The organism is Nostoc sp. JL23, assembly GCF_017115065.1.
Taxonomy (GTDB): domain Bacteria; phylum Cyanobacteriota; class Cyanobacteriia; order Cyanobacteriales; family Nostocaceae; genus Nostoc; species Nostoc punctiforme_A.
In genome coordinates this window covers 198,889-216,743 of record NZ_JABXKN010000067.1, presented here as the reverse complement: position 1 = coordinate 216,743, position 17,855 = coordinate 198,889, and the positions used below count along the sequence as shown (strand labels likewise).

Here is a 17,855-nt window from a genome sequence, read left to right as displayed (position 1 = left end):
TGCTTTCTGGCATCTTGTTAAGGTTTGATTCAGTGATTTGAAATCCAAAATTTGCAACCGAGATGAAAGCTGTAATTCTGTTATCTGGGGGATTGGACTCTTCCACAATTCTGTACAAAGCTCAAGCTGATGGCTGTGAATGTCATGCTATTTCCTTTGATTACCAGCAGCGACACCGACGAGAGTTACAGTCAGCGCTCAGTGTCGCTCAAAAAGCTGCGATCGCAAAACATCAGGTAGTTAGCTTTGACTTACGACAATGGGGTGGTTCGGCCCTTACCGATAATGCCATTGATTTACCCCAGGAGCGATCGCTGGATGAAATGTCTCAAAATATTCCTGTCACATACGTTCCGGCTCGTAATACCATCTTTTTAAGCTTTGCTCTTAGTTACGCCGAAGCGATCGCAGCAGAGCGTGTCTATATCGGCGTTAATGCCCTAGATTACTCAGGATATCCTGATTGTCGCCCCGACTATATCCAAGCAATGCAGGAAGTTTTTCGCTTGGGAACCAAACAAGGGCGTGAGGGACAACCAATTAATATTGTTGCACCCCTAATCAATCTGAAAAAAACCGAAATCATCCAACTGGGGAACCAATTGGGAGTTCCTTGGGAACTAACTTGGTCTTGCTATACTGGTGGAGATGTCGCCTGCGGTGTGTGTGATTCTTGTCGCTTACGGCTAGCAGCTTTTGCCGAATTGGGACTTGTCGATCCACTGGTGTATGCACAGTAGAGATATTGGGCATTGGGCATTGATTATTTCCCCTCTGCTCCTCTGCTCCTCTGCTCCTCTGCTCTCCCCTCTTCCTCTAACCGTCGCAGTTGAATTTGATGCAGGCGTGGGCCAACAATCGATACCACGGTGAATTCGAGATTTTGATAACAAAAGATTTCGCCAATGGCCGGAATTTTCTGTAACTCATACAGCAAAAAGCCCCCTAGTGTTTGATATTCTCTGGTCAGGGGCAAATTGAGATGCAAAACTTCGTTGAGGTCTTCAAGGTTGATTTGTGCTTGCACCAAAAATTTTTGCTCACCTAACATCTGAATCAGTAAGTCTTCACTGCTTTCAAGATCGCTGGAGTCGCCAATAATTTCGGCAATGACATCTTTAATTGTCACTAGTCCCACAGTACCGCCAAATTCATTCACTACCATGACCATAGCGGGTTTCTCTTGCTGCATCATGGGTAAAAGTTCACTCAAGGGCGTGTGTTCTGGAACAAATCGAGCGGGACGCATCCAAGGTTGGATCTGTGTGTCTAAACTGAGCTTTCCTACTGCTAAAGGTTGTGCCAAATCTTTAAAATAAACAATGCCGCGAACATCATCCAAAGATTCACCAATCACGGGATAGCGAGAGTAACCAGTAGAAGCCATTTCCCTGAGTAATGTCTGGAAGGTAGCATCTTTTGGCAGTGTGATAATACTGGTGCGCGGGATCATCACATCTTGGGCCATGACATCCCCAAACTCAAAGACATTATTGAGCAATTCTCGCTCTGCACGCTGTAACCCAGTAGATCCCCATTCTGTAGAGATGATCAGTTGCAATTCTTCGGGAGTTACAGGCGGTCGCCAGCCTTGACCTGTGTATTGGATGCCAAAAATTCGTAATAAAAAACGAGTGGATTGGTTAAGAATCCAGATGAAGGGGCCAAAAAAACGCACGATCGCTTTTACCGGAGGCCCCAAAAACCTTGCTAGCTGTTCTGAGTACAGCATGGCTAAAGATTTGGGACATAATTCTCCGATCACAATTTGCAAATAGGCAATCAAGAAAAAGGCGATAGGAATTGATAGGGAATGGGCGAGGAAGGTAGTCATCCCACTGGGTAGAGGCCAGGATCTTAGCCAGGCATTCACCAGCACAACAATTGTACTTTCGCCAATCCATCCCAGCGCCAAACTAGAGAGGGTAATACCTAACTGGGTGGTAGATAGCAGTCGGTCAATACTGCGTTGTAACATTTCTACAGCGATCGCTGGAATATCCCCAGCCTTAACTAGCTGGTGAATACGCGATCGCCGCACGCTCACCATCGAAAATTCCGCCGTCACAAAAAAGGCATTTATGGCAATCAGTAGTAGCACTGACAACAACCGCAGCGCCACTTCTATCAAACTTAAATTAGGAAAACCACTCACCGCCAAAGCTCGTGTAAAACTCACGCCCTCCATTTAGGGGGAATAGGGAATAGGGAATGGTAAAAAATAACATATAATCACCAATTCTCAATGCCCAATGCCCAATGCCCAATGCCCAATGCCAATCTACCTTTCTACAGGAATATTCGATGCCTCTAGCTTCAATTGTTGAGCGGGATAATCAGTCAGAGCAAGCGATATTTTCTTGACATCATCAAGTAAAGCTGTAGGAATGCTTACTGTACCTGAAAATGCTGGCCCATTTACAGGCAATTCTGTTGGTAAACCCTCTGTACTTGCACTCAGGGTTCGTCCTTTGTCATCGGTAACATCTAAAAAACTATACAGGAAACGCACAGAATCCTTACCTTTGTTCTGCATTTTCACTTTCAGTAGTAAATCACCACCAGAGTAGCGAGCAGATTGCACAGTCATTGTTACACCCTGACTTTGGGCAGTAACCGGAAAACCTGGTAGGGGCTTTTCTTCAACTACTTCTGGGGGTTTTTCCTCTGGCTTCTGCTTGCTGCTATTGGTTTCTTCATCATCTTCTTCTGGCTTTTCCGATTTAGCGGCTTTGGTCTTACCCTCAATTCGCGCCTTGACAATTTTCAGAATTTCTTCCTCTTTTAATAGCACTAGCCCTCCTTGTTGGGAGTTATTTGCCTTATTACTGGCAAATTTGGTTGTAGGACGCCCATCTGGTGTAGTCACGCCTTTAAGTGCTGAACTCCCCAGTTCAAAGCCCAAAAACGCGCTCACAGAACCTGCTCCCATCATCAGAATTAACAAAATCAAAGTAAGAAGTACAGTAGAATTTATTTTCATCGCTGACAAGCTATCACAATAGAATGCTGGTCTATTTAAGAATAGTGAAGCTTTTGACCTCAATCCTTAAAGGAACTTAATCAATATTAGTTTGCACTATATCTATGATCAAATTATGTAGTATAAAAATCTAGTAAACTATTGTCCACTATTCACATGTGGTAAATTTGTGGTATATTCATGGAATTGGCTAAACTCAGTGCGTGAGGTATTTTTCTCACTCTAAAATTAGCAAATGAGGTTGACCTAAGAGTTAAAGTAATTTACTCGTAGCAACCCACAATCCAAAAAAAAACAAGCGCCTTTGGCCGATTGGGGAGGCAACGAACTCATAATTCGTCTTCAGGCTGGTTCGATTCCAGCAGGGCGCACTGAATCATCAAAAATGGGCATGGGGCATGGGGCATTGGTCATGGTTTATTCTCCTTGTACCTGCATTTTCCCACTCCCCACTCCCCAATCTTACCGAGATGGTAAAGTTTCAAACCTGAATTCTGTTCCTACTTTAAGTTTGTTGCTATAGCGAGGAGACACGAGCAACGATGTGTCATAAGGATTTGGTAAATCAGGAGTACGAATATAAGGATCGTTGCCAACTTGCTGAGTCAGGGCATCATGATATAAAGTATTAACCAAGTTAGCGTCGCGGGCAATTTCATTTTCTGGGAAGGAACCACCGAAACCAGAACCAGATCCGAAAAATGAGTCTAGCTGACGCTTGAGACCGCCATTTTCGTAGAAATTGCGATCGTGACGAAAATAAGCTCGTTCAAATACATCATTCGTAGTTTCAGAATTTGGTGTTGCCGTTTCGGCAGATGCAATACAGGGAAAAGCAATACCAGCAGCAAGCAGCACCAATAAACCACTAAAGGTTTTAAATTTTATACGCACGTTTCTGACTCCTCAACTTTTGCTTTGGGCGAATCTTAATTTATGCTGAAGTTCAGAACTCTGATGAGTTCAACCTTTGGTGTAGCACAACTTTTAATGTTTTGTAATGACGTATCCTACTGAAACTCTTACCCACTCTGATATTTGGGCAACCACTTCTGATTTGACCGCTTTACGCCACAAGCTACTAGATTTATTTTGCCAACTTGCTTATCAAGAAGGTGATTTTCTCCTATCTTCTGGGCTACGTAGTTCTTATTACGTCAATAAGACACAGGTAACACTCCATCCTCAAGGCGCTTTAGCAGTCGGACGGTTACTATTTCCTTTATTACCTGTAGATACACAGGCTGTAGGTGGTTTAACAATGGGGGCTGACCCAATTGTGACAGCAGTGAGTATAGTTTCTGTTTATGAAAACCGCCCAATACCAGCACTGATTATTCGCAAGGAAGCCAAGGGTTATGGAACAAGAGCTTATATAGAAGGCCCCAGTTTACCAGAGGGCGCAAAAGTAGTAGTTTTGGAAGATGTAGTAACAACTGGGCAATCTGCTCTCAAAGCGGTTGAGCGTCTTAAAGATGCAGGTTATACCGTAAATCAAGTAATTTCACTAGTAGATCGACAACAAGGGGGAGGTGAGTTGTACCAGTCAGCGGGGTTGAAGTTTGAAACTTTGTTTTCGATTCAGGAAGTTCAAGAACGCTATCGACAACTTGCAAATTCATGAACAAAAGGAGATAAACATGCAAGCAACAGTATCCACAGAACTAACACAAGAAAAAGTCGATAAAGCTGTAAGTGCAATTCTTGAAGTACTAGGAAAGCCAGAAAATGATTTACATCACAAAGCGTTAACAGCTTTTCAAGGTGGCGATCATCAAACTGTCAAGAGACTGGCATCTACCAACTTAACTGATTATTATTGCAAAGCTTTGGGATACCTGGGAGGAGCGCTGAAGCTGACTCCAAACACCGATACGATTTTGGCTGAATCGGCTCGTAGTGCAGCTGAATTTGTGAAAGAAAAAGCATTGCAGCACCTTGGTATTCAGATCGCTGATGCTTTAAATTAGGGAACTCCAAGAAATAAATTATCCAATATTGTGGGGTGGCATAGGTGTCAAATTAAGGCAGAAGCCCAAATGTCAAGTGACCTGACGGCATTGCGTCGGTGTCGCTGACGAAGGGCTTTGAAAAGCGGTAATTTTGGGAGAATTGATTATTACTGTGATGGACTACGCCCTGCCTTCTTGCGATGTCTACGAAAGGCTGCGCCTAAGCGTCCTTGCTTTATCCCCAACTTTCCTTAAGACTAAAGAATTTCTCACTTACGCTAGTAAAAATGGTGACTCGGAAAATACGATTAAATTGAGCTTTAAAACTCGGAACTTGAGCTTAAGAACTTGACATTACGAGTTCTCTACTCAAACTCCGAGTTTCTAAGCTCTAACTTTTAACCTCTTAGGTAAAATTGCTGATAGATGTTCTGCACAATTGATGCTTACGTCTGCACTTTCCCAGATTTACAGATGAAATTGCGCCTTCATCAATTTTTAGTTTCTACCTTTGAAAGAGTTTAGCCATTCTTGAACTTGCTCTCTTGCAATATCGCGCCCTCCAAGACCAAAGGCTAGGGCAATAGCAACTGCGATCGCACCTAGTAAAAGTCCAAAGGCTAAATTCACAATATCACTGGCAACTCCAATCTGTTGCAGTGCCATTGCAGAAACTAAGGCAATAATTGCAATCCGCGCCACTTGTCCCAAAATCTGGGCTTGGCGTTCGCCGGAACTGGTAATGATGTTAAAAGCCAGATTTGCCAGGAATAAGCCAACGGCAAAAATCACCAATCCTGCCAAAATCCGCCCGAATACGATCACAATACCAGACACTAATGCTGTCAGGGCTGGAATATTCAAGATATTCACCGCCGCCACCGTGGCAAACAGCATAATCCCCACTAAGGCAACAATGCCTACAATTTCCGATGGAGTGCGGGTTGGAATCGGTGGGGTTGCTGATTCTGTTGAGATGACGATTCGTCTGCTGGGTGTTGTCAGACCCAAAATAGTGAAAATGTTATTAAACCCTAAATTGGTGAGGATACTTGTAACCAAGTCCCCAATAAACCGCCCGACGAAATAGGCAACAATCAAAATCGCCACGGCTGTAAAGATGGCAGGTAGAGCGTTGAGAACCTGTTGCAGCATGGCGATCGCAGGTATTGATATCGCATCAATTCGCAAGGCATTGAGCGCTGCGATCGCCACAGGGATCAAAATCAAAACATAGACAATTGTGCCAATAATACTTGATAGAGGTTGCACTCCCGCACTTGCAGATAATCCCAACCGACTACCTAAATGGTCAAGACCAGTTGTCGCCAGCAAGTTTGTCACAATCCGCCGTACTACATTAGCGATGAACCAGCCAACTACAGCAATCAAGATCGCCGCTAAAATGTTCGGTAGAATTAGCAGAACTTCTGTAATTAGAGCTTGTACTGGTTGTAGAGCCTGCCTGAGTCCGAGAGTATCTAAAACTGGGGCAAGAAACAGTAAAAATATAAACCAATACAAAGCATTGCCAATCGTTTCACTCAAAGACAGCTGATTCAAGCTGGGTGCTCTGTCTTCTGGTTCTGGATTCAAACGCTCATCTAGGTTAAATGCCTGTAATGAGCGCACAGTGATAATTTTCACAATGGTCGCCAAAAACCAGGCTGCTGCCAAAAGGATTCCAGCACCAACCAACTTTGGCAAAAAGCCAATAAGTTGATTGAGAAAATTATTCAGGGGTTGAGAGGCTATTTCCAGATCCAAGGTCTGTAAAACAGCTACCGCAGTTAACAGGATAATGCTCCAAAAGACCAAGCTAGAGAGTAATTTCTCCACTTGGGGAACATCTTGACGACCTGTTATCCCAGCGGCAATGCGGTTATCTATGTTTGTGCGCTTGAGGATTCCTTGCGTCAGTGCCGCTGCGATCGCTGCAATGAGCCAACCTACTAGTAAAATTGCTACCGCCCCTAAAAGACGAGGTGTAAACAAAATCAACTGTTGTACAATACCTTGCACATCAGCGATTCCTTGATTTACTGCTGGTTGTATTGGTTGCAGGCTGGGCGATGATTGTGCCAAAAATTGCTGCACCCTCGTGGACAAAGCAACTCCTATCACCTGGGTTATTCCTTGCCAAGTTGTGTTCATGGTTTTCGGGAATTAAGCTTAAGTATTCACCGCAAACACTGAGTCAGTGTTTTGCCTATAAATTTACCAGTAAAAACATACATATTTACTCATATTTGATTTAATCTATGGGCATTGGGCATAAGAGGCAGAGGGGCAGAGGGGAAAACTTACTCCAACTGCCCCTTGTCTCCTCATCCCCCATTCCCCAAAATTTTGCGTTACTCTAATTGCAGCAACAGCACCAAAGATGTGGAATGTCCCAAGTTTTGGAACAATCGATTCAAATTAATGCTACAGCTACGGTGGTGGAGCGCTGTATTAGCGATTTAGCTCTCATGCACTGTTGGCTCAACCCCGTTCTCCGTTGCGAACCTGTGGGCGAAGCTTGGAGTACCGATGTCGGCAGTAAAAGTCGTTTTATTATTCAAATTCCTCTAATAAAACCCACCTTGAATAGCGTAGTTGTAGAACGACAACCGGGTTTGGTAGTTTGGGAATTTCAAGGATTTTTTCAAGGGCGCGATCGCTGGGAATGTCAACCCAGGGAAAAGGGAACGCTTTTACTCAACCGCTTTGAGTACGATATTCCTAACCCCTTAGTAAGTTGGGGCTTCAACACCTTTGCTGCGTCGTGGACGAAAGAAGATATGCAAGCCCAACTGCGCCGCCTCAAACGAGTCGCAGAAGAACAAAATTAGTCATTAGTCATTAGTCATTTGTCATTGGCTTACTAAATAAAATTTTCCCTGCTTCCCATTCCCTACTTGTCTTTACCCAGTTCGGTAAGTAGCCGCCGAATCACAGATGCATCCTCGGCATCAGGAACTTTTGCTAAATAATTTTGTAAGTCGTCTACGGCTTGGGGGTAGTAACCGAGTTGATAGTAGATCAAACCGCGATCGCGCAATTCTAAAGTTAAACCAGGAAACAGCAACAAAATCCGTTCAACTGCTGCTAAGGTTTTTTCTAACTCTTGCTGTTTAAGATAAATAAATTTTAAATTTGTCAACATCCGAGCCAAAAATTGCCGATTACTGACTACAGCTAAAAATTCTGGTTGCAGCGTCACAGGTTGCTGATAAATTTGAGATAGGCGTTCCTCGCAATCTTGGGCAAATATTATTTCACCGCCATTGAAAGCATCCACAAAAATTTCTATATCGGGAATATCTGGGCGGATCAAGAAATGTCCTGGCATTCCTACACCCACCATCGGAAAATCAATCCGTCGAGCAACTTCCAGGTAAATCAGCGCTAAGGTAATGGGAATCCCCAGTCGGCGATCGATTACATCATTGAAAAAGCTGTTGCGCGGGTCGTAATAGTCAATTTTATTACCAGAAAACTTTAAATCTTCGTAGAGATACTGATTAATACTTTGAACTATCCGCAAAGGATATCTTGAATCAGGCAGGCGTTCTTGTAGCTCCCATGCCATTGTATCAAGGGCGTTGAGATATTCCTCTGGGTCTAGCTTCGGATATTCTTCTTGTGCAATGTACAAAGCTGCCTTTGCTAGGTCAATTTGCTCGTCAGACTGCTGAATCTCCTGGTAAAAATATTGTCGTGCTGACGAGAAATTCATAAGCTGCTGCTCGGTGTAAGTTGTGAGGATAAAGCCGCAGATACGCCCAATTCAGGCATCACGGCTTGGCTAAAAGCTGTTTTTGTATCTATCTTCAGGGTAACTGAAACTTTTTGCAGCAGGCTGGACAAAGCAAGTTTCTTCATCTTATGGATATTCAGAAGCTTTGGAAATGTAGTTTATGGATAAGCCTTATATATATTTATTGCCGAACTTTTAGCAAATGCTGTGTTGGTGATACCTACTTCGATCTGCACCCACGCAAAGCATATCGTGTAATACAAAGATGTATTGCACGATATAAATTCCTATAAATTTATACAACTTTTATATACTTATTAATTTAGTAGTAGCCGTAACATCGGAATCAAAGCTTTATAAACTATGCTTTTGGTAATTTTTCTATTTTAGAATAATACAAATTACTATTATAAATTTTTAGCGAATACCAGTAATAATACTTGTTTTTGCAACTCTATTTATCAATAATACTCATGACTATATGATTTAGCTGAAATCAAGTTAATACAGTGCCAGTAGCCTAATAAATACTGCTTGTATGTGCGATCGCAGCGACAGGCTAAATCTTCGCCAGCTATGGCAGCTTTTGTTTAATTTTGCTGGCAAATTTGTGTGCATTTAAATACAACGAGGTTAATTAATGAAGACTTATCACGTTTTACAGGCAACACTTACGCTAGCAACTTGCTTTAGCCAGCTTACCTCTAAATTCAAACGCAAGCAAAAGCAGCAAGTTCACTGCTAATAGAATCCTTAATTTATTGAGCAAAAGCTAGGTATCAAAATCTAGCTTTTTTGTTCTAACTTTTTTGTTCTAAGTGTAAATATTTAGTAAATTTAACAGAATGGCATCTTTCGCTACAGCGTAAAGAGCTAGGGCGATCGCATCTAAAAAATGAGATTAGGGATAAACTAGAGCCTATCCCGTCAATCTAGTCAAGATGGGGACTACAACCATAGCCACCAAACACCTTTTTAAGGAATTACTAAGAGAGTTATGTCCCCGTCCGGTGCTAGAGTGAAAGGTGACATTTCTTATTCTTATGTCTTCTCCGACCTTATCTGAAATCTAGCTTCAATCATTAGGCGCAGCATGGTCACAACCGCAGAAAAAACAAACATTGGTTACATTACCCAAATCATTGGCCCAGTTGTAGACGTTAAATTTCCCGGCGGGAAATTGCCACAAATCTACAACGCCTTGAAAATCAAAGGCACCAACGAAGCTGGACAGGAAATCAACATCACCGTTGAAGTACAGCAACTGCTGGGCGACAACCAGGTGCGGACTGTTGCAATGAGTTCCACCGAAGGCTTAGTGCGCGGTTTTGAAGTCAGCGATACAGGCGCTCCCATTACCGTGCCAGTTGGTAAAGCCACTTTGGGCCGGATTTTCAACGTCCTTGGCGAACCTGTGGATAACAGAGGCCCAGTAAATGCTGAGGCAAGTTTACCCATCCACCGCTCTGCTCCTAAATTCACCGACCTGGAAACCAAACCTTCGGTGTTTGAGACTGGGATTAAAGTTGTTGACCTTCTGACTCCCTATCGACGCGGCGGTAAGATTGGTCTATTCGGCGGTGCTGGTGTTGGTAAGACCGTAATCATGATGGAGTTGATTAACAACATCGCTACCCAGCATGGTGGAGTATCTGTATTTGCTGGCGTGGGTGAGCGCACCCGTGAAGGTAATGACCTTTACAACGAAATGATTGAGTCTGGGGTTATCAATAACGAGAACCTCAACGAATCAAAAATTGCTCTAGTCTACGGTCAAATGAACGAACCACCCGGAGCCAGAATGCGGGTTGGTCTTTCGGGATTGACAGTAGCAGAGTACTTCCGGGATGTGAACAAGCAGGACGTGCTGCTGTTTATTGATAATATTTTCCGGTTTGTACAAGCAGGTTCGGAAGTATCGGCGCTATTAGGTCGGATGCCTTCTGCGGTAGGATATCAGCCCACATTGGGAACCGACGTAGGTGAACTACAAGAGCGGATTACCTCGACTACCGAGGGTTCGATTACCTCCATTCAAGCAGTGTACGTACCAGCGGATGACCTCACCGACCCCGCACCTGCTACCACCTTCGCCCACTTGGACGGAACCACAGTACTATCTCGCGGTTTGGCTGCTAAGGGAATTTATCCCGCAGTTGATCCCCTTGGTTCAACTTCCACCATGCTCCAGCCAAACATTGTAGGTGAAGAACACTACAATACTGCTCGTGCAGTGCAATCAACTCTGCAACGTTACAAAGAACTCCAAGACATTATCGCCATTCTCGGTTTAGATGAATTGTCTGAAGAAGACCGTCTAATCGTCGCGCGGGCCCGGAAAGTTGAGCGTTTCTTGTCTCAGCCGTTCTTTGTGGCAGAAGTATTCACCGGTTCTCCTGGTAAGTACGTGAAGTTGGAAGATACCATCAAAGGGTTCCAAAAAATTCTGTCTGGTGAGTTGGATGCTCTGCCAGAACAGGCTTTCTACTTGGTTGGTGATATTAACGAAGCGATCGCCAAAGCTGAAAAAATCAAAGGTTAGTCATTAGTCATTGGTCATTAGTCACTGGTCATTGGTCATTAGTCATTAGTCATTAGTTCAAGTGCTAATGACTAATGGCAATTACAAATGACAAAGGACAAATGACAAAGGACAAAAGACAAAGGACAAAAGACAAAGGACAAAAGACAAAGGACAAAAGACAAAGGACGAAGGACGAAGGACAAAAGACAAATGACATTAACCGTTCGTGTAATTTCCCCAGATAAAACAGTCTGGGATGCTCCAGCTGAAGAAGTCGTTTTGCCTAGCACTACTGGTCAACTAGGTATCCTAACTGGACACGCACCACTTTTGACCGCTCTAGATACTGGTGTCATGCGAGTTCGTGGCGCTAAAAATCAGAATTGGGAAGCGATCGCTCTTTTGGGTGGCTTTGCCGAAGTCGAAGAAAATGAAGTGACAATTCTGGTTAACGGCGCTGAACGTGGCGACAAAATTAACCTTGATGAAGCTCGTACTGCTTACAACCAAGCAGAAGCACGTCTAAGTCAAGTTTCCGCAGACGATCGCCAAGCCCAAATTCAGGCAACCCAAGCCTTCAAACGCGCACGCGCTCGGTTTCAAGCTGCTGGTGGTTCGGTCTAATTTAAGTTTATATTTCCACTTTGTAGGTTGGGCAATGTTCAACCTACAAAATATTTATTCAGAAGAACTCAGGAGTCAGGAGCCAGAAATCAGTATAAATTCTGTACGGATGCCAAAATTCCATCCCTTTATAGATAGATTATTCTGAATCCTGAATTCTGACTCCTTATTTATTAATTTTAAAAAAAATTACGTCAAGTTTAAGAAATCGAGCCAAGCTTTGGTGGAGTGTTAAATTAGCTAATTAGTTGCCCAGATGGGCACAGATTATGAAAAGCTTTTCATCTTTGCTTGGTACTCGTAAACAAAATAAGGTAGCTCGTTTAGCAGCATCTATCGTAGCAACGTTAGCGCTCGCTGGTAGCGTTCACTCTGCCAATGCTACTTCTGTCAAAACAACTACTGCAAAAGAAATTACTTCAGCGACTGTCCAGCTAAACCAGACCACACCAAATATTGCTCAGTTACAAACTAGCAGGACTCAATATCAAGCTGCTGGAATTAATCCTGTTGTAGTGGTTCCCATTCTACTTGTTGGCGGTTTAGTCATATTCGTCCCCCTATTCTTTGGGGGACTAGTAGTTATTGGCGAACGTGAAGTTGGCATTGTAGTGAGGAAATTTACCCTTTCTGGGCGTGGACTCCCCGCCGGCAGTTTAATTGCCCTCAACGGCGAAGCTGGCTTACAGGCAGATACTTTAGCTCCTGGTTGGCACTGGGGCTATTGGCCTTGGCAGTATTCTGTAAAGAAAGAATCGGTAATTGTCGTTCCCCAAGGGGAAATTGCTTTAATTGTGGCAGCAGATGGTCAACCCAACCCACCAGAGCGGATTTTGGGGAAAATCGTGGGTTGTGACAACTTCCAAGATGCTCGAAAATTCCTCATCGAAGGTGGCGAAAAAGGGCGGCAAATGGGTTTTCTTACGGCTGGTACATACCGGATCAACACTGCCCTATTTAAAGTCATCATGGCATCAAATGCCAGCGCTCATGGCATGAATCCAGAACAGTTGCGGGTATATAGTCTGGCATCTGACAAAGTTGGGATTGTTACTACTTTAGATGGTGTACCAATTTCCGCAGGTGAACTCGCAGGCCCGATAATTGACGGACACGACAACTTTCAAAATGGTCAGAAATTTATTAATGGCGGTGGACGGCGAGGTTTACAAGAGCAGACTTTGCTTTCTGGTTCTTGGAACTTGAACCCTTGGTTTGTCCAGGTTGAGCAAGTGCCGATGACGGAAATTCCCATTGGGTATGTTGGCGTGGTAATTTCTTTCGTGGGTAAAGCACATCAAGATGTCAGTGGTGCAGCTTTCACCCACGGTAACTTGGTGAATCAGGGACATAAGGGTGTGTGGGTCGAACCGCTATATCCTGGTAAGCACCCGATTAATTCCCGGATTATGAAGATTGAACTAGTGCCAACGACCAACATCGTCTTAAACTGGTCAGGTCGGACTGAACGCCACAGCTATGATGCTAAACTGGCTTCTTTAACAGTGCGATCGCGTGATGGGTTTGCCTTTGATTTGGAAGTAGCGCAAATTATCCATGTGGGTGCTTTAGATGCTCCAAAGGTAATTTCTCGCGTTGGTGCTATGCAAAATCTCGTAGACCATGTATTAGAACCTACTATCGGTAATTATTTCCGCAACTCAGCCCAAAACTGTACTGTACTAGACTTTCTCACTGCTCGGAGTGAACGACAAACTGAGGCTGCTGAGTATATTAAAACAGCACTGCGGGCTTATGATGTGCAAGCGATCGACACTCTAATTGGTGATATTCAGCCACCAGCGTCGTTAATGCAGACACAGACAGATCGGAAAATTGCCGAAGAAGAACGCAAGACTTATGAAGTCCAGCAAATGGCGCAAACCCAACGACAGCAGCTTGTTCGGGAAACGGCACTGGCTAATATTCAGCAAGAAATGGTGAAATCGGAGCAGAGTGTGCATATAGCTGACCTCAAAGCCCAAGCCCAAATCAAAGAGGCAAACGGTGAAGCTGAAGGTACAAAACTCCGGGCAATTGCTGAGGCTGAAGGTATCCGAGCCACAGGTAATGCCAAAGCTGAAACCTACCGCGCTGGTGTAGAAGCTCTGGGGCCACAAGGTTATACAGCAATGCAACTGATGCAGATTATCGGCGATCGCAATGTCCGTTTGATTCCAGATGTCTTAGTTGGCAGTAATGGCAGCAATAACGGCTTAGTGGATGGGCTACTATCCATGATTTTATGGAATCAAACTGGTAAGGGTGAATTGACACCAACACCTTTGCATCCACAACCAATAGTTAACAAAGGACAACCAACCACAGAAAACGGTCTTCCACCGATAGTTGTGAATTTTCCTGTAGATAAGTAACATCAGAAACATGAGGTAGGGGCATAACATTGTTGTGCCCTTATAAAAAACAAACGGCAATATCTTATTGTGGGCAAAATGCCCACCTTGTAGGTAGGGGAATTTTGCTTTTACAAGAACGTTATCGTTTAATCAAGCAGATTGGTAAAGGGGGATTCTGTAAAACCTTCCTTGCTGTAGATGAGGGTCAGTTTCCGCCAATTCCTTGCGTTGTTCAAGAAATCTCGCAGGAATACGAGACATTTAAAACTTTTCAGCAAAAGGCGCAACAGCTAGAGGAATTAGGAAAGCATCCGCAAATTCCCGCATTATTAAATTATTTTCAGCAGGATGGGCATTTTTATTTAGTGCAGGAATTTATTGCAGGCACTAATTTAGCTCAGATGGTTGAAGAAGAAGGCGCTTTTAATGAAACTCAGATTTGGCAACTTTTAGAAGATGTGTTGCCAGTTTTCCAGTTTATTAGCGATCGCCACATCATCCACCGCGATATTAAACCCCAAAATATCATCCGTAGATCCCCAATTACTAAGAAGGGAGATTTCGTTATAGTCGATTTTACCACTGCGAAAATCGTCACAGAAATTGATCGGCTAACATTTGAAACCAGTATTGGCAGTCCAGAATACGCTGCACCAGAACAAGCAAAGGGAAAAGCCGTTTTTGCTAGTGATTTATATAGCTTGGGTGTAACTTGTATTTACTTACTTACCCAGATTCCTCCCTTTGATTTATATGATATTGCTAACGATTGCTGGGTTTGGCAACAATATCTTACTACTAAGGTTAGCGATGTCTGGCGACAAGACTCAAAGAGTCTACGCTTGGCGCAAATCCTCGACAAGCTGCTGCAAAAGACTATTAACCGCCGCTTTCAATCGGCTGATGAAGTTATGCAAGCAATGGGTATGGAATGTAAAACTCAAAATTTTAAATTACCAAATCCTCCTTGGCGATGCTTGCATACCTTAACTGGGCATTCTGGGACATTGAGTAGTGTGAATACCCTTGCCATTAGTCCAGACAGTCACACTTTAGCCAGTGGTAGTGATGACAAAAACATCAAGTTGTGGGATTTAAATAACAAAAAAGTTCTAGCTAGCTTATCAGGACATTCCCAAGCTGTAAAATCAGTTGCCTTCAGTCCCGATGGGAAAATTCTGGCAAGTGCTAGCGATGATAAAACTATCAAATTGTGGCAGGTTGAGACATTGGAGGAAATCTGCACCTTGTTAGGACACGCACACGCTGTAAAATCAGTTGCTTTCAGTCCAGATGGGCAGATTCTCGCTAGTGGTAGCTGGGATAAGACAATCAAACTCTGGGATATCTATACTGGTAAAGAAATTTGCACCATAATTGGACACCAATTACAGGTAAATTCAGTAGCATTTAGTCCCCAAGGACAGCTTTTAGCTAGCGCTAGTTATGACAGAACAATTCGCTTGTGGCAGATAGAAGGTTCCCAGAGAGAAATTCAAAACCGCCCATGCTATAGCTTGTTAAGCACCCTTTCGGGTCATGCATGGGCGGTTTTGACAGTCGCTTTTAGTCCCGATGGGAAAATTTTGGCGACGGGTAGTGATGATAACACTATTAAGTTGTGGGAGGTAAACACTGGTCAGCTAATTTGCACACTTGTAGGCCATTCTTGGTCAGTGGTGGCTGTGGCTTTTACTGCCGATGGCGAAACACTCCTAAGTGCAAGTTGCGACAAAACAGTTAAACTTTGGAGGGTAAGCACAGCAGAAGAGATTGTTACTCTCTCTGGTCATATAGACTCAGTATCTGCTGTTGCTGTGAGCAAAGTTACACAATTAATTGCAAGCGGCAGCCGGGACAAGACTATCAAACTGTGGCAGCTTGTAGAACTGGACAATAGCTAATTTTGTAATATCAAGCGCTACCTGTAAAGGCAACTTCTGGAAATTTCAACTGAGCTTCTGCCATTGGACGGTTTCTGCCTTCCTCTTGCCAGTAGTTAATCACTTCTGTTGCTTTATTAAGCAACTCGACACGATCCACGTCAGTAATCCAATGTTTGGACTCTAATTCCTTTTTTAACTCTTCCCAGGCGTCATTTCTGGGCCAAAAAAAGTACTTAGTCAAGGGACTGGTGCCTTTGCCTACAACTTGATCGACTGCGAGAGCAACGTTCTCGTCTAACCACAGAATTTTCAAAATAAACTTGGTCAATCACACCTCCGGGAATTTCCGGGCATTATTTAACAAGGATAGCGATCGCTTATTTTAACGCAATACCCTATCAAATGACCAAACAGTAATTGGATTGGGCTAGCATAAGGTGTAGTCGGCGCTAAGAAAGATGCTTATGACTGCTCAACTGCCCCAATCTCAAACAACATCTGGTTCAGATTTGTATGAGCAAGACTTTTACCTGTGGATTCAAACCACAGCAAAACTGCTCAAGCAAGGTCGGCTCACAGAACTGGATTTGGAGAATTTGATTGATGAAATTGAAACAATGGGCAGGAGTGAAAAGAAAGCACTGAGAAGCAATTTAGAAGTGGTGCTGATGCACCTCTTGAAGTATAAATATCAAGCCGAGAAGCGCTCTGGTAGTTGGCGAGCAACAATTCGTGAGCATCGCAAATGCCTCAGAGAAGCTCTAGAAGAAAGTCCTAGCCTCAAACCCTATTTCTTTGAGGTTTTTGGGCTGTGTTATGACGATGCTAGACTCTTGGCTGCCGATGAAACTGAATTGCATCTAGCTACCTTCCCCGAACAATCTCCCTTCACGCCAGAGCAAACCCTCGACCCCGATTTTTTACCTGAGTCATGAGCGCATTATGATGATTTAAAACTCTTTTGCTTCCTACCCCATGACTCAACCAACTTCTGTAAAAGCGATCGTTGTTTTCGATATTGATGGCGTTGTGCGCGATGTTAGCGGTTCCTATCGCCGAGCGATCGCAGATACCGTAGAACATTTTACCACCCAAGCATATCGTCCAACCCCACTGGATATTGACCAGTTGAAGTCTGAAGGCGTGTGGAATAACGATTGGGAAGCATCGCAGGAATTAATTTACCGCTACTTTGAAACCCAAGAACAGAGCCGAGAACAACTGCAACTAGATTACAGTGCGATCGTTGCTTTTTTTCAATCGCGTTACCGCGGCCCAGATCCAAATAATTTTACAGGGTATATCTGTAATGAACCCTTATTATTACAACCTAGCTACTTAGAACAACTTACCCAAGCAGGGATTGCTTGGGGATTTTTTAGCGGTGCAACTCGTGCTTCCGCTAACTATGTCTTAGAAAAACGCCTGGGTTTGGAATCTCCGGTGTTGATTGCGATGGAAGATGCGCCAGGTAAACCAGACCCCACTGGACTTTTTGCTACAGTTCGTGAGTTAGATAATGAAATTGAGCAAAAATTAGCTGTAGTGTATGTGGGGGATACGGTAGCAGATATGTATACCGTCGAGAAAGCGCGGAGTCTAAATTCTTCTCGCCCTTGGATTGGTGTAGGGGTTTTACCGCCCCATGTACAGGAAACAGCACCGCGTAGTGATGCTTATGGTGAGACACTAATAGCGGCAGGAGCAGTTGTAGTTTTTCGTAATGTGCAAGAATTAACCCCAAGGCAGATTCAAGAATTGGTAAGTTCATCTAATTAATCTGTATT

The 17,855-nt window shown here is 43.7% G+C and carries 17 protein-coding genes and 1 tRNA gene; 11 read left to right on the top strand and 7 right to left on the bottom strand.

Annotation, left to right across the window (positions count from 1 at the left end; translation table 11 throughout):
* Positions 1 to 62: 62 nt before the first annotated feature.
* Positions 63 to 740: a 7-cyano-7-deazaguanine synthase QueC gene (gene queC / locus HWQ42_RS14220; protein ID WP_292813007.1), complete on the top strand. Its 678-nt coding sequence runs from the start codon at positions 63 to 65 to the stop codon at positions 738 to 740.
* Positions 741 to 763: 23 nt separating this feature from the next.
* Here queC and HWQ42_RS14215 read toward each other — a convergent pair whose 3' ends face one another.
* A complete protein-coding gene (locus tag HWQ42_RS14215; protein WP_292813003.1) occupies positions 764 to 2,188 on the bottom strand; it encodes a hemolysin family protein in 1,425 nt (474 codons plus the stop codon).
* Between the two features lie 93 nt (positions 2,189 to 2,281).
* Positions 2,282 to 2,983: a hypothetical protein gene (locus HWQ42_RS14210; protein ID WP_099102321.1), complete on the bottom strand. Its 702-nt coding sequence runs from the start codon at positions 2,981 to 2,983 to the stop codon at positions 2,282 to 2,284.
* A 298-nt stretch (positions 2,984 to 3,281) separates the two neighbouring features.
* On the opposite strand from HWQ42_RS14210, the gene HWQ42_RS14205 reads away from it, so the two are divergent.
* Positions 3,282 to 3,354, top strand: a tRNA-Ile gene (locus HWQ42_RS14205).
* A gap of 91 nt (positions 3,355 to 3,445) precedes the next feature.
* On the opposite strand, the gene HWQ42_RS14200 is transcribed toward HWQ42_RS14205, so the two are convergent.
* Positions 3,446 to 3,877: a hypothetical protein gene (locus tag HWQ42_RS14200; protein ID WP_292813000.1), complete on the bottom strand. Its 432-nt coding sequence runs from the start codon at positions 3,875 to 3,877 to the stop codon at positions 3,446 to 3,448.
* Positions 3,878 to 3,983: 106 nt separating this feature from the next.
* On the opposite strand from HWQ42_RS14200, the gene pyrE reads away from it, so the two are divergent.
* Both pyrE and HWQ42_RS14190 read left to right on the top strand, forming a co-directional pair.
* Positions 3,984 to 4,607, top strand: a complete 624-nt coding sequence (gene pyrE, locus HWQ42_RS14195; RefSeq protein ID WP_292812998.1) for an orotate phosphoribosyltransferase — start codon at positions 3,984 to 3,986, stop codon at positions 4,605 to 4,607.
* A gap of 16 nt (positions 4,608 to 4,623) precedes the next feature.
* Complete coding sequence (locus HWQ42_RS14190; protein ID WP_292812996.1) at positions 4,624 to 4,953, top strand: hypothetical protein; 330 nt, start codon at positions 4,624 to 4,626, stop codon at positions 4,951 to 4,953.
* A gap of 480 nt (positions 4,954 to 5,433) precedes the next feature.
* Here HWQ42_RS14190 and HWQ42_RS14185 read toward each other — a convergent pair whose 3' ends face one another.
* Positions 5,434 to 7,089 carry a mechanosensitive ion channel gene (locus tag HWQ42_RS14185; protein WP_292812993.1) on the bottom strand — a complete coding sequence of 552 codons (1,656 nt, stop codon included), beginning with the start codon at positions 7,087 to 7,089 and terminating at the stop codon, positions 5,434 to 5,436.
* A 236-nt stretch (positions 7,090 to 7,325) separates the two neighbouring features.
* Between HWQ42_RS14185 and HWQ42_RS14180 the strand changes: the two genes are divergently transcribed.
* Positions 7,326 to 7,769 carry an SRPBCC family protein gene (locus HWQ42_RS14180; protein WP_292812991.1) on the top strand — a complete coding sequence of 148 codons (444 nt, stop codon included), beginning with the start codon at positions 7,326 to 7,328 and terminating at the stop codon, positions 7,767 to 7,769.
* A gap of 62 nt (positions 7,770 to 7,831) precedes the next feature.
* Here the strand turns inward: HWQ42_RS14180 and HWQ42_RS14175 are convergent, their stop codons facing one another.
* Both HWQ42_RS14175 and HWQ42_RS14170 read right to left on the bottom strand, forming a co-directional pair.
* Entirely contained in the window at positions 7,832 to 8,656 is an 825-nt protein-coding gene (locus HWQ42_RS14175; protein ID WP_292812988.1) for a SirB1 family protein, read from the bottom strand.
* Positions 8,653 to 8,802, bottom strand: a complete 150-nt coding sequence (locus HWQ42_RS14170; RefSeq protein ID WP_292812986.1) for a hypothetical protein — start codon at positions 8,800 to 8,802, stop codon at positions 8,653 to 8,655. The genes HWQ42_RS14175 and HWQ42_RS14170 overlap by 4 nt, the downstream gene beginning before the upstream one ends.
* Before the next feature lie 968 nt (positions 8,803 to 9,770).
* Here HWQ42_RS14170 and atpD point away from each other — a divergent pair.
* The 4 genes from atpD to HWQ42_RS14150 all read left to right on the top strand — a co-directional run bounded on the left by atpD (position 9,771) and on the right by HWQ42_RS14150 (position 16,086).
* Complete coding sequence (gene atpD, locus HWQ42_RS14165; protein WP_114081954.1) at positions 9,771 to 11,219, top strand: F0F1 ATP synthase subunit beta; 1,449 nt, start codon at positions 9,771 to 9,773, stop codon at positions 11,217 to 11,219.
* Positions 11,220 to 11,411: 192 nt separating this feature from the next.
* The gene (gene atpC / locus HWQ42_RS14160) at positions 11,412 to 11,825 is read left to right on the top strand and encodes an ATP synthase F1 subunit epsilon (RefSeq protein WP_292715968.1); all 414 of its coding nucleotides are present in this window, start codon (positions 11,412 to 11,414) and stop codon (positions 11,823 to 11,825) included.
* 269 nt (positions 11,826 to 12,094) lie between these two features.
* Positions 12,095 to 14,200 (top strand): SPFH domain-containing protein, encoded by a 2,106-nt coding sequence (locus tag HWQ42_RS14155; protein WP_292812983.1) that lies wholly within the window; start codon positions 12,095 to 12,097, stop codon positions 14,198 to 14,200.
* 104 nt (positions 14,201 to 14,304) lie between these two features.
* A complete protein-coding gene (locus HWQ42_RS14150; RefSeq protein WP_292812980.1) occupies positions 14,305 to 16,086 on the top strand; it encodes a serine/threonine-protein kinase in 1,782 nt (593 codons plus the stop codon).
* A 10-nt stretch (positions 16,087 to 16,096) separates the two neighbouring features.
* On the opposite strand, the gene HWQ42_RS14145 is transcribed toward HWQ42_RS14150, so the two are convergent.
* Positions 16,097 to 16,396: a 30S ribosomal protein PSRP-3 gene (locus HWQ42_RS14145; protein WP_013190996.1), complete on the bottom strand. Its 300-nt coding sequence runs from the start codon at positions 16,394 to 16,396 to the stop codon at positions 16,097 to 16,099.
* A gap of 136 nt (positions 16,397 to 16,532) precedes the next feature.
* Between HWQ42_RS14145 and HWQ42_RS14140 the strand changes: the two genes are divergently transcribed.
* Both HWQ42_RS14140 and HWQ42_RS14135 read left to right on the top strand, forming a co-directional pair.
* Entirely contained in the window at positions 16,533 to 17,003 is a 471-nt protein-coding gene (locus tag HWQ42_RS14140; protein WP_292812977.1) for a DUF29 domain-containing protein, read from the top strand.
* A 40-nt stretch (positions 17,004 to 17,043) separates the two neighbouring features.
* Positions 17,044 to 17,847, top strand: a complete 804-nt coding sequence (locus HWQ42_RS14135; protein ID WP_292812974.1) for a TIGR01548 family HAD-type hydrolase — start codon at positions 17,044 to 17,046, stop codon at positions 17,845 to 17,847.
* The last annotated feature ends 8 nt before the right edge of the window (positions 17,848 to 17,855 follow it).

Coding starts and splice junctions, on each gene's coding strand:
- queC (WP_292813007.1), top strand. CDS start 63: ATGAAAGCTGTAATTCTGTTATCTGGGGGATTGGACTCTTCCACAATT.
- HWQ42_RS14215 (WP_292813003.1), bottom strand. CDS start 2,188: ATGGAGGGCGTGAGTTTTACACGAGCTTTGGCGGTGAGTGGTTTTCCT.
- HWQ42_RS14210 (WP_099102321.1), bottom strand. CDS start 2,983: ATGAAAATAAATTCTACTGTACTTCTTACTTTGATTTTGTTAATTCTG.
- pyrE (WP_292812998.1), top strand. CDS start 3,984: ATGACGTATCCTACTGAAACTCTTACCCACTCTGATATTTGGGCAACC.
- HWQ42_RS14190 (WP_292812996.1), top strand. CDS start 4,624: ATGCAAGCAACAGTATCCACAGAACTAACACAAGAAAAAGTCGATAAA.
- HWQ42_RS14185 (WP_292812993.1), bottom strand. CDS start 7,089: ATGAACACAACTTGGCAAGGAATAACCCAGGTGATAGGAGTTGCTTTG.
- HWQ42_RS14180 (WP_292812991.1), top strand. CDS start 7,326: ATGTCCCAAGTTTTGGAACAATCGATTCAAATTAATGCTACAGCTACG.
- HWQ42_RS14175 (WP_292812988.1), bottom strand. CDS start 8,656: ATGAATTTCTCGTCAGCACGACAATATTTTTACCAGGAGATTCAGCAG.
- HWQ42_RS14170 (WP_292812986.1), bottom strand. CDS start 8,802: ATGAAGAAACTTGCTTTGTCCAGCCTGCTGCAAAAAGTTTCAGTTACC.
- atpD (WP_114081954.1), top strand. CDS start 9,771: ATGGTCACAACCGCAGAAAAAACAAACATTGGTTACATTACCCAAATC.
- atpC (WP_292715968.1), top strand. CDS start 11,412: ATGACATTAACCGTTCGTGTAATTTCCCCAGATAAAACAGTCTGGGAT.
- HWQ42_RS14155 (WP_292812983.1), top strand. CDS start 12,095: ATGAAAAGCTTTTCATCTTTGCTTGGTACTCGTAAACAAAATAAGGTA.
- HWQ42_RS14140 (WP_292812977.1), top strand. CDS start 16,533: ATGACTGCTCAACTGCCCCAATCTCAAACAACATCTGGTTCAGATTTG.
- HWQ42_RS14135 (WP_292812974.1), top strand. CDS start 17,044: ATGACTCAACCAACTTCTGTAAAAGCGATCGTTGTTTTCGATATTGAT.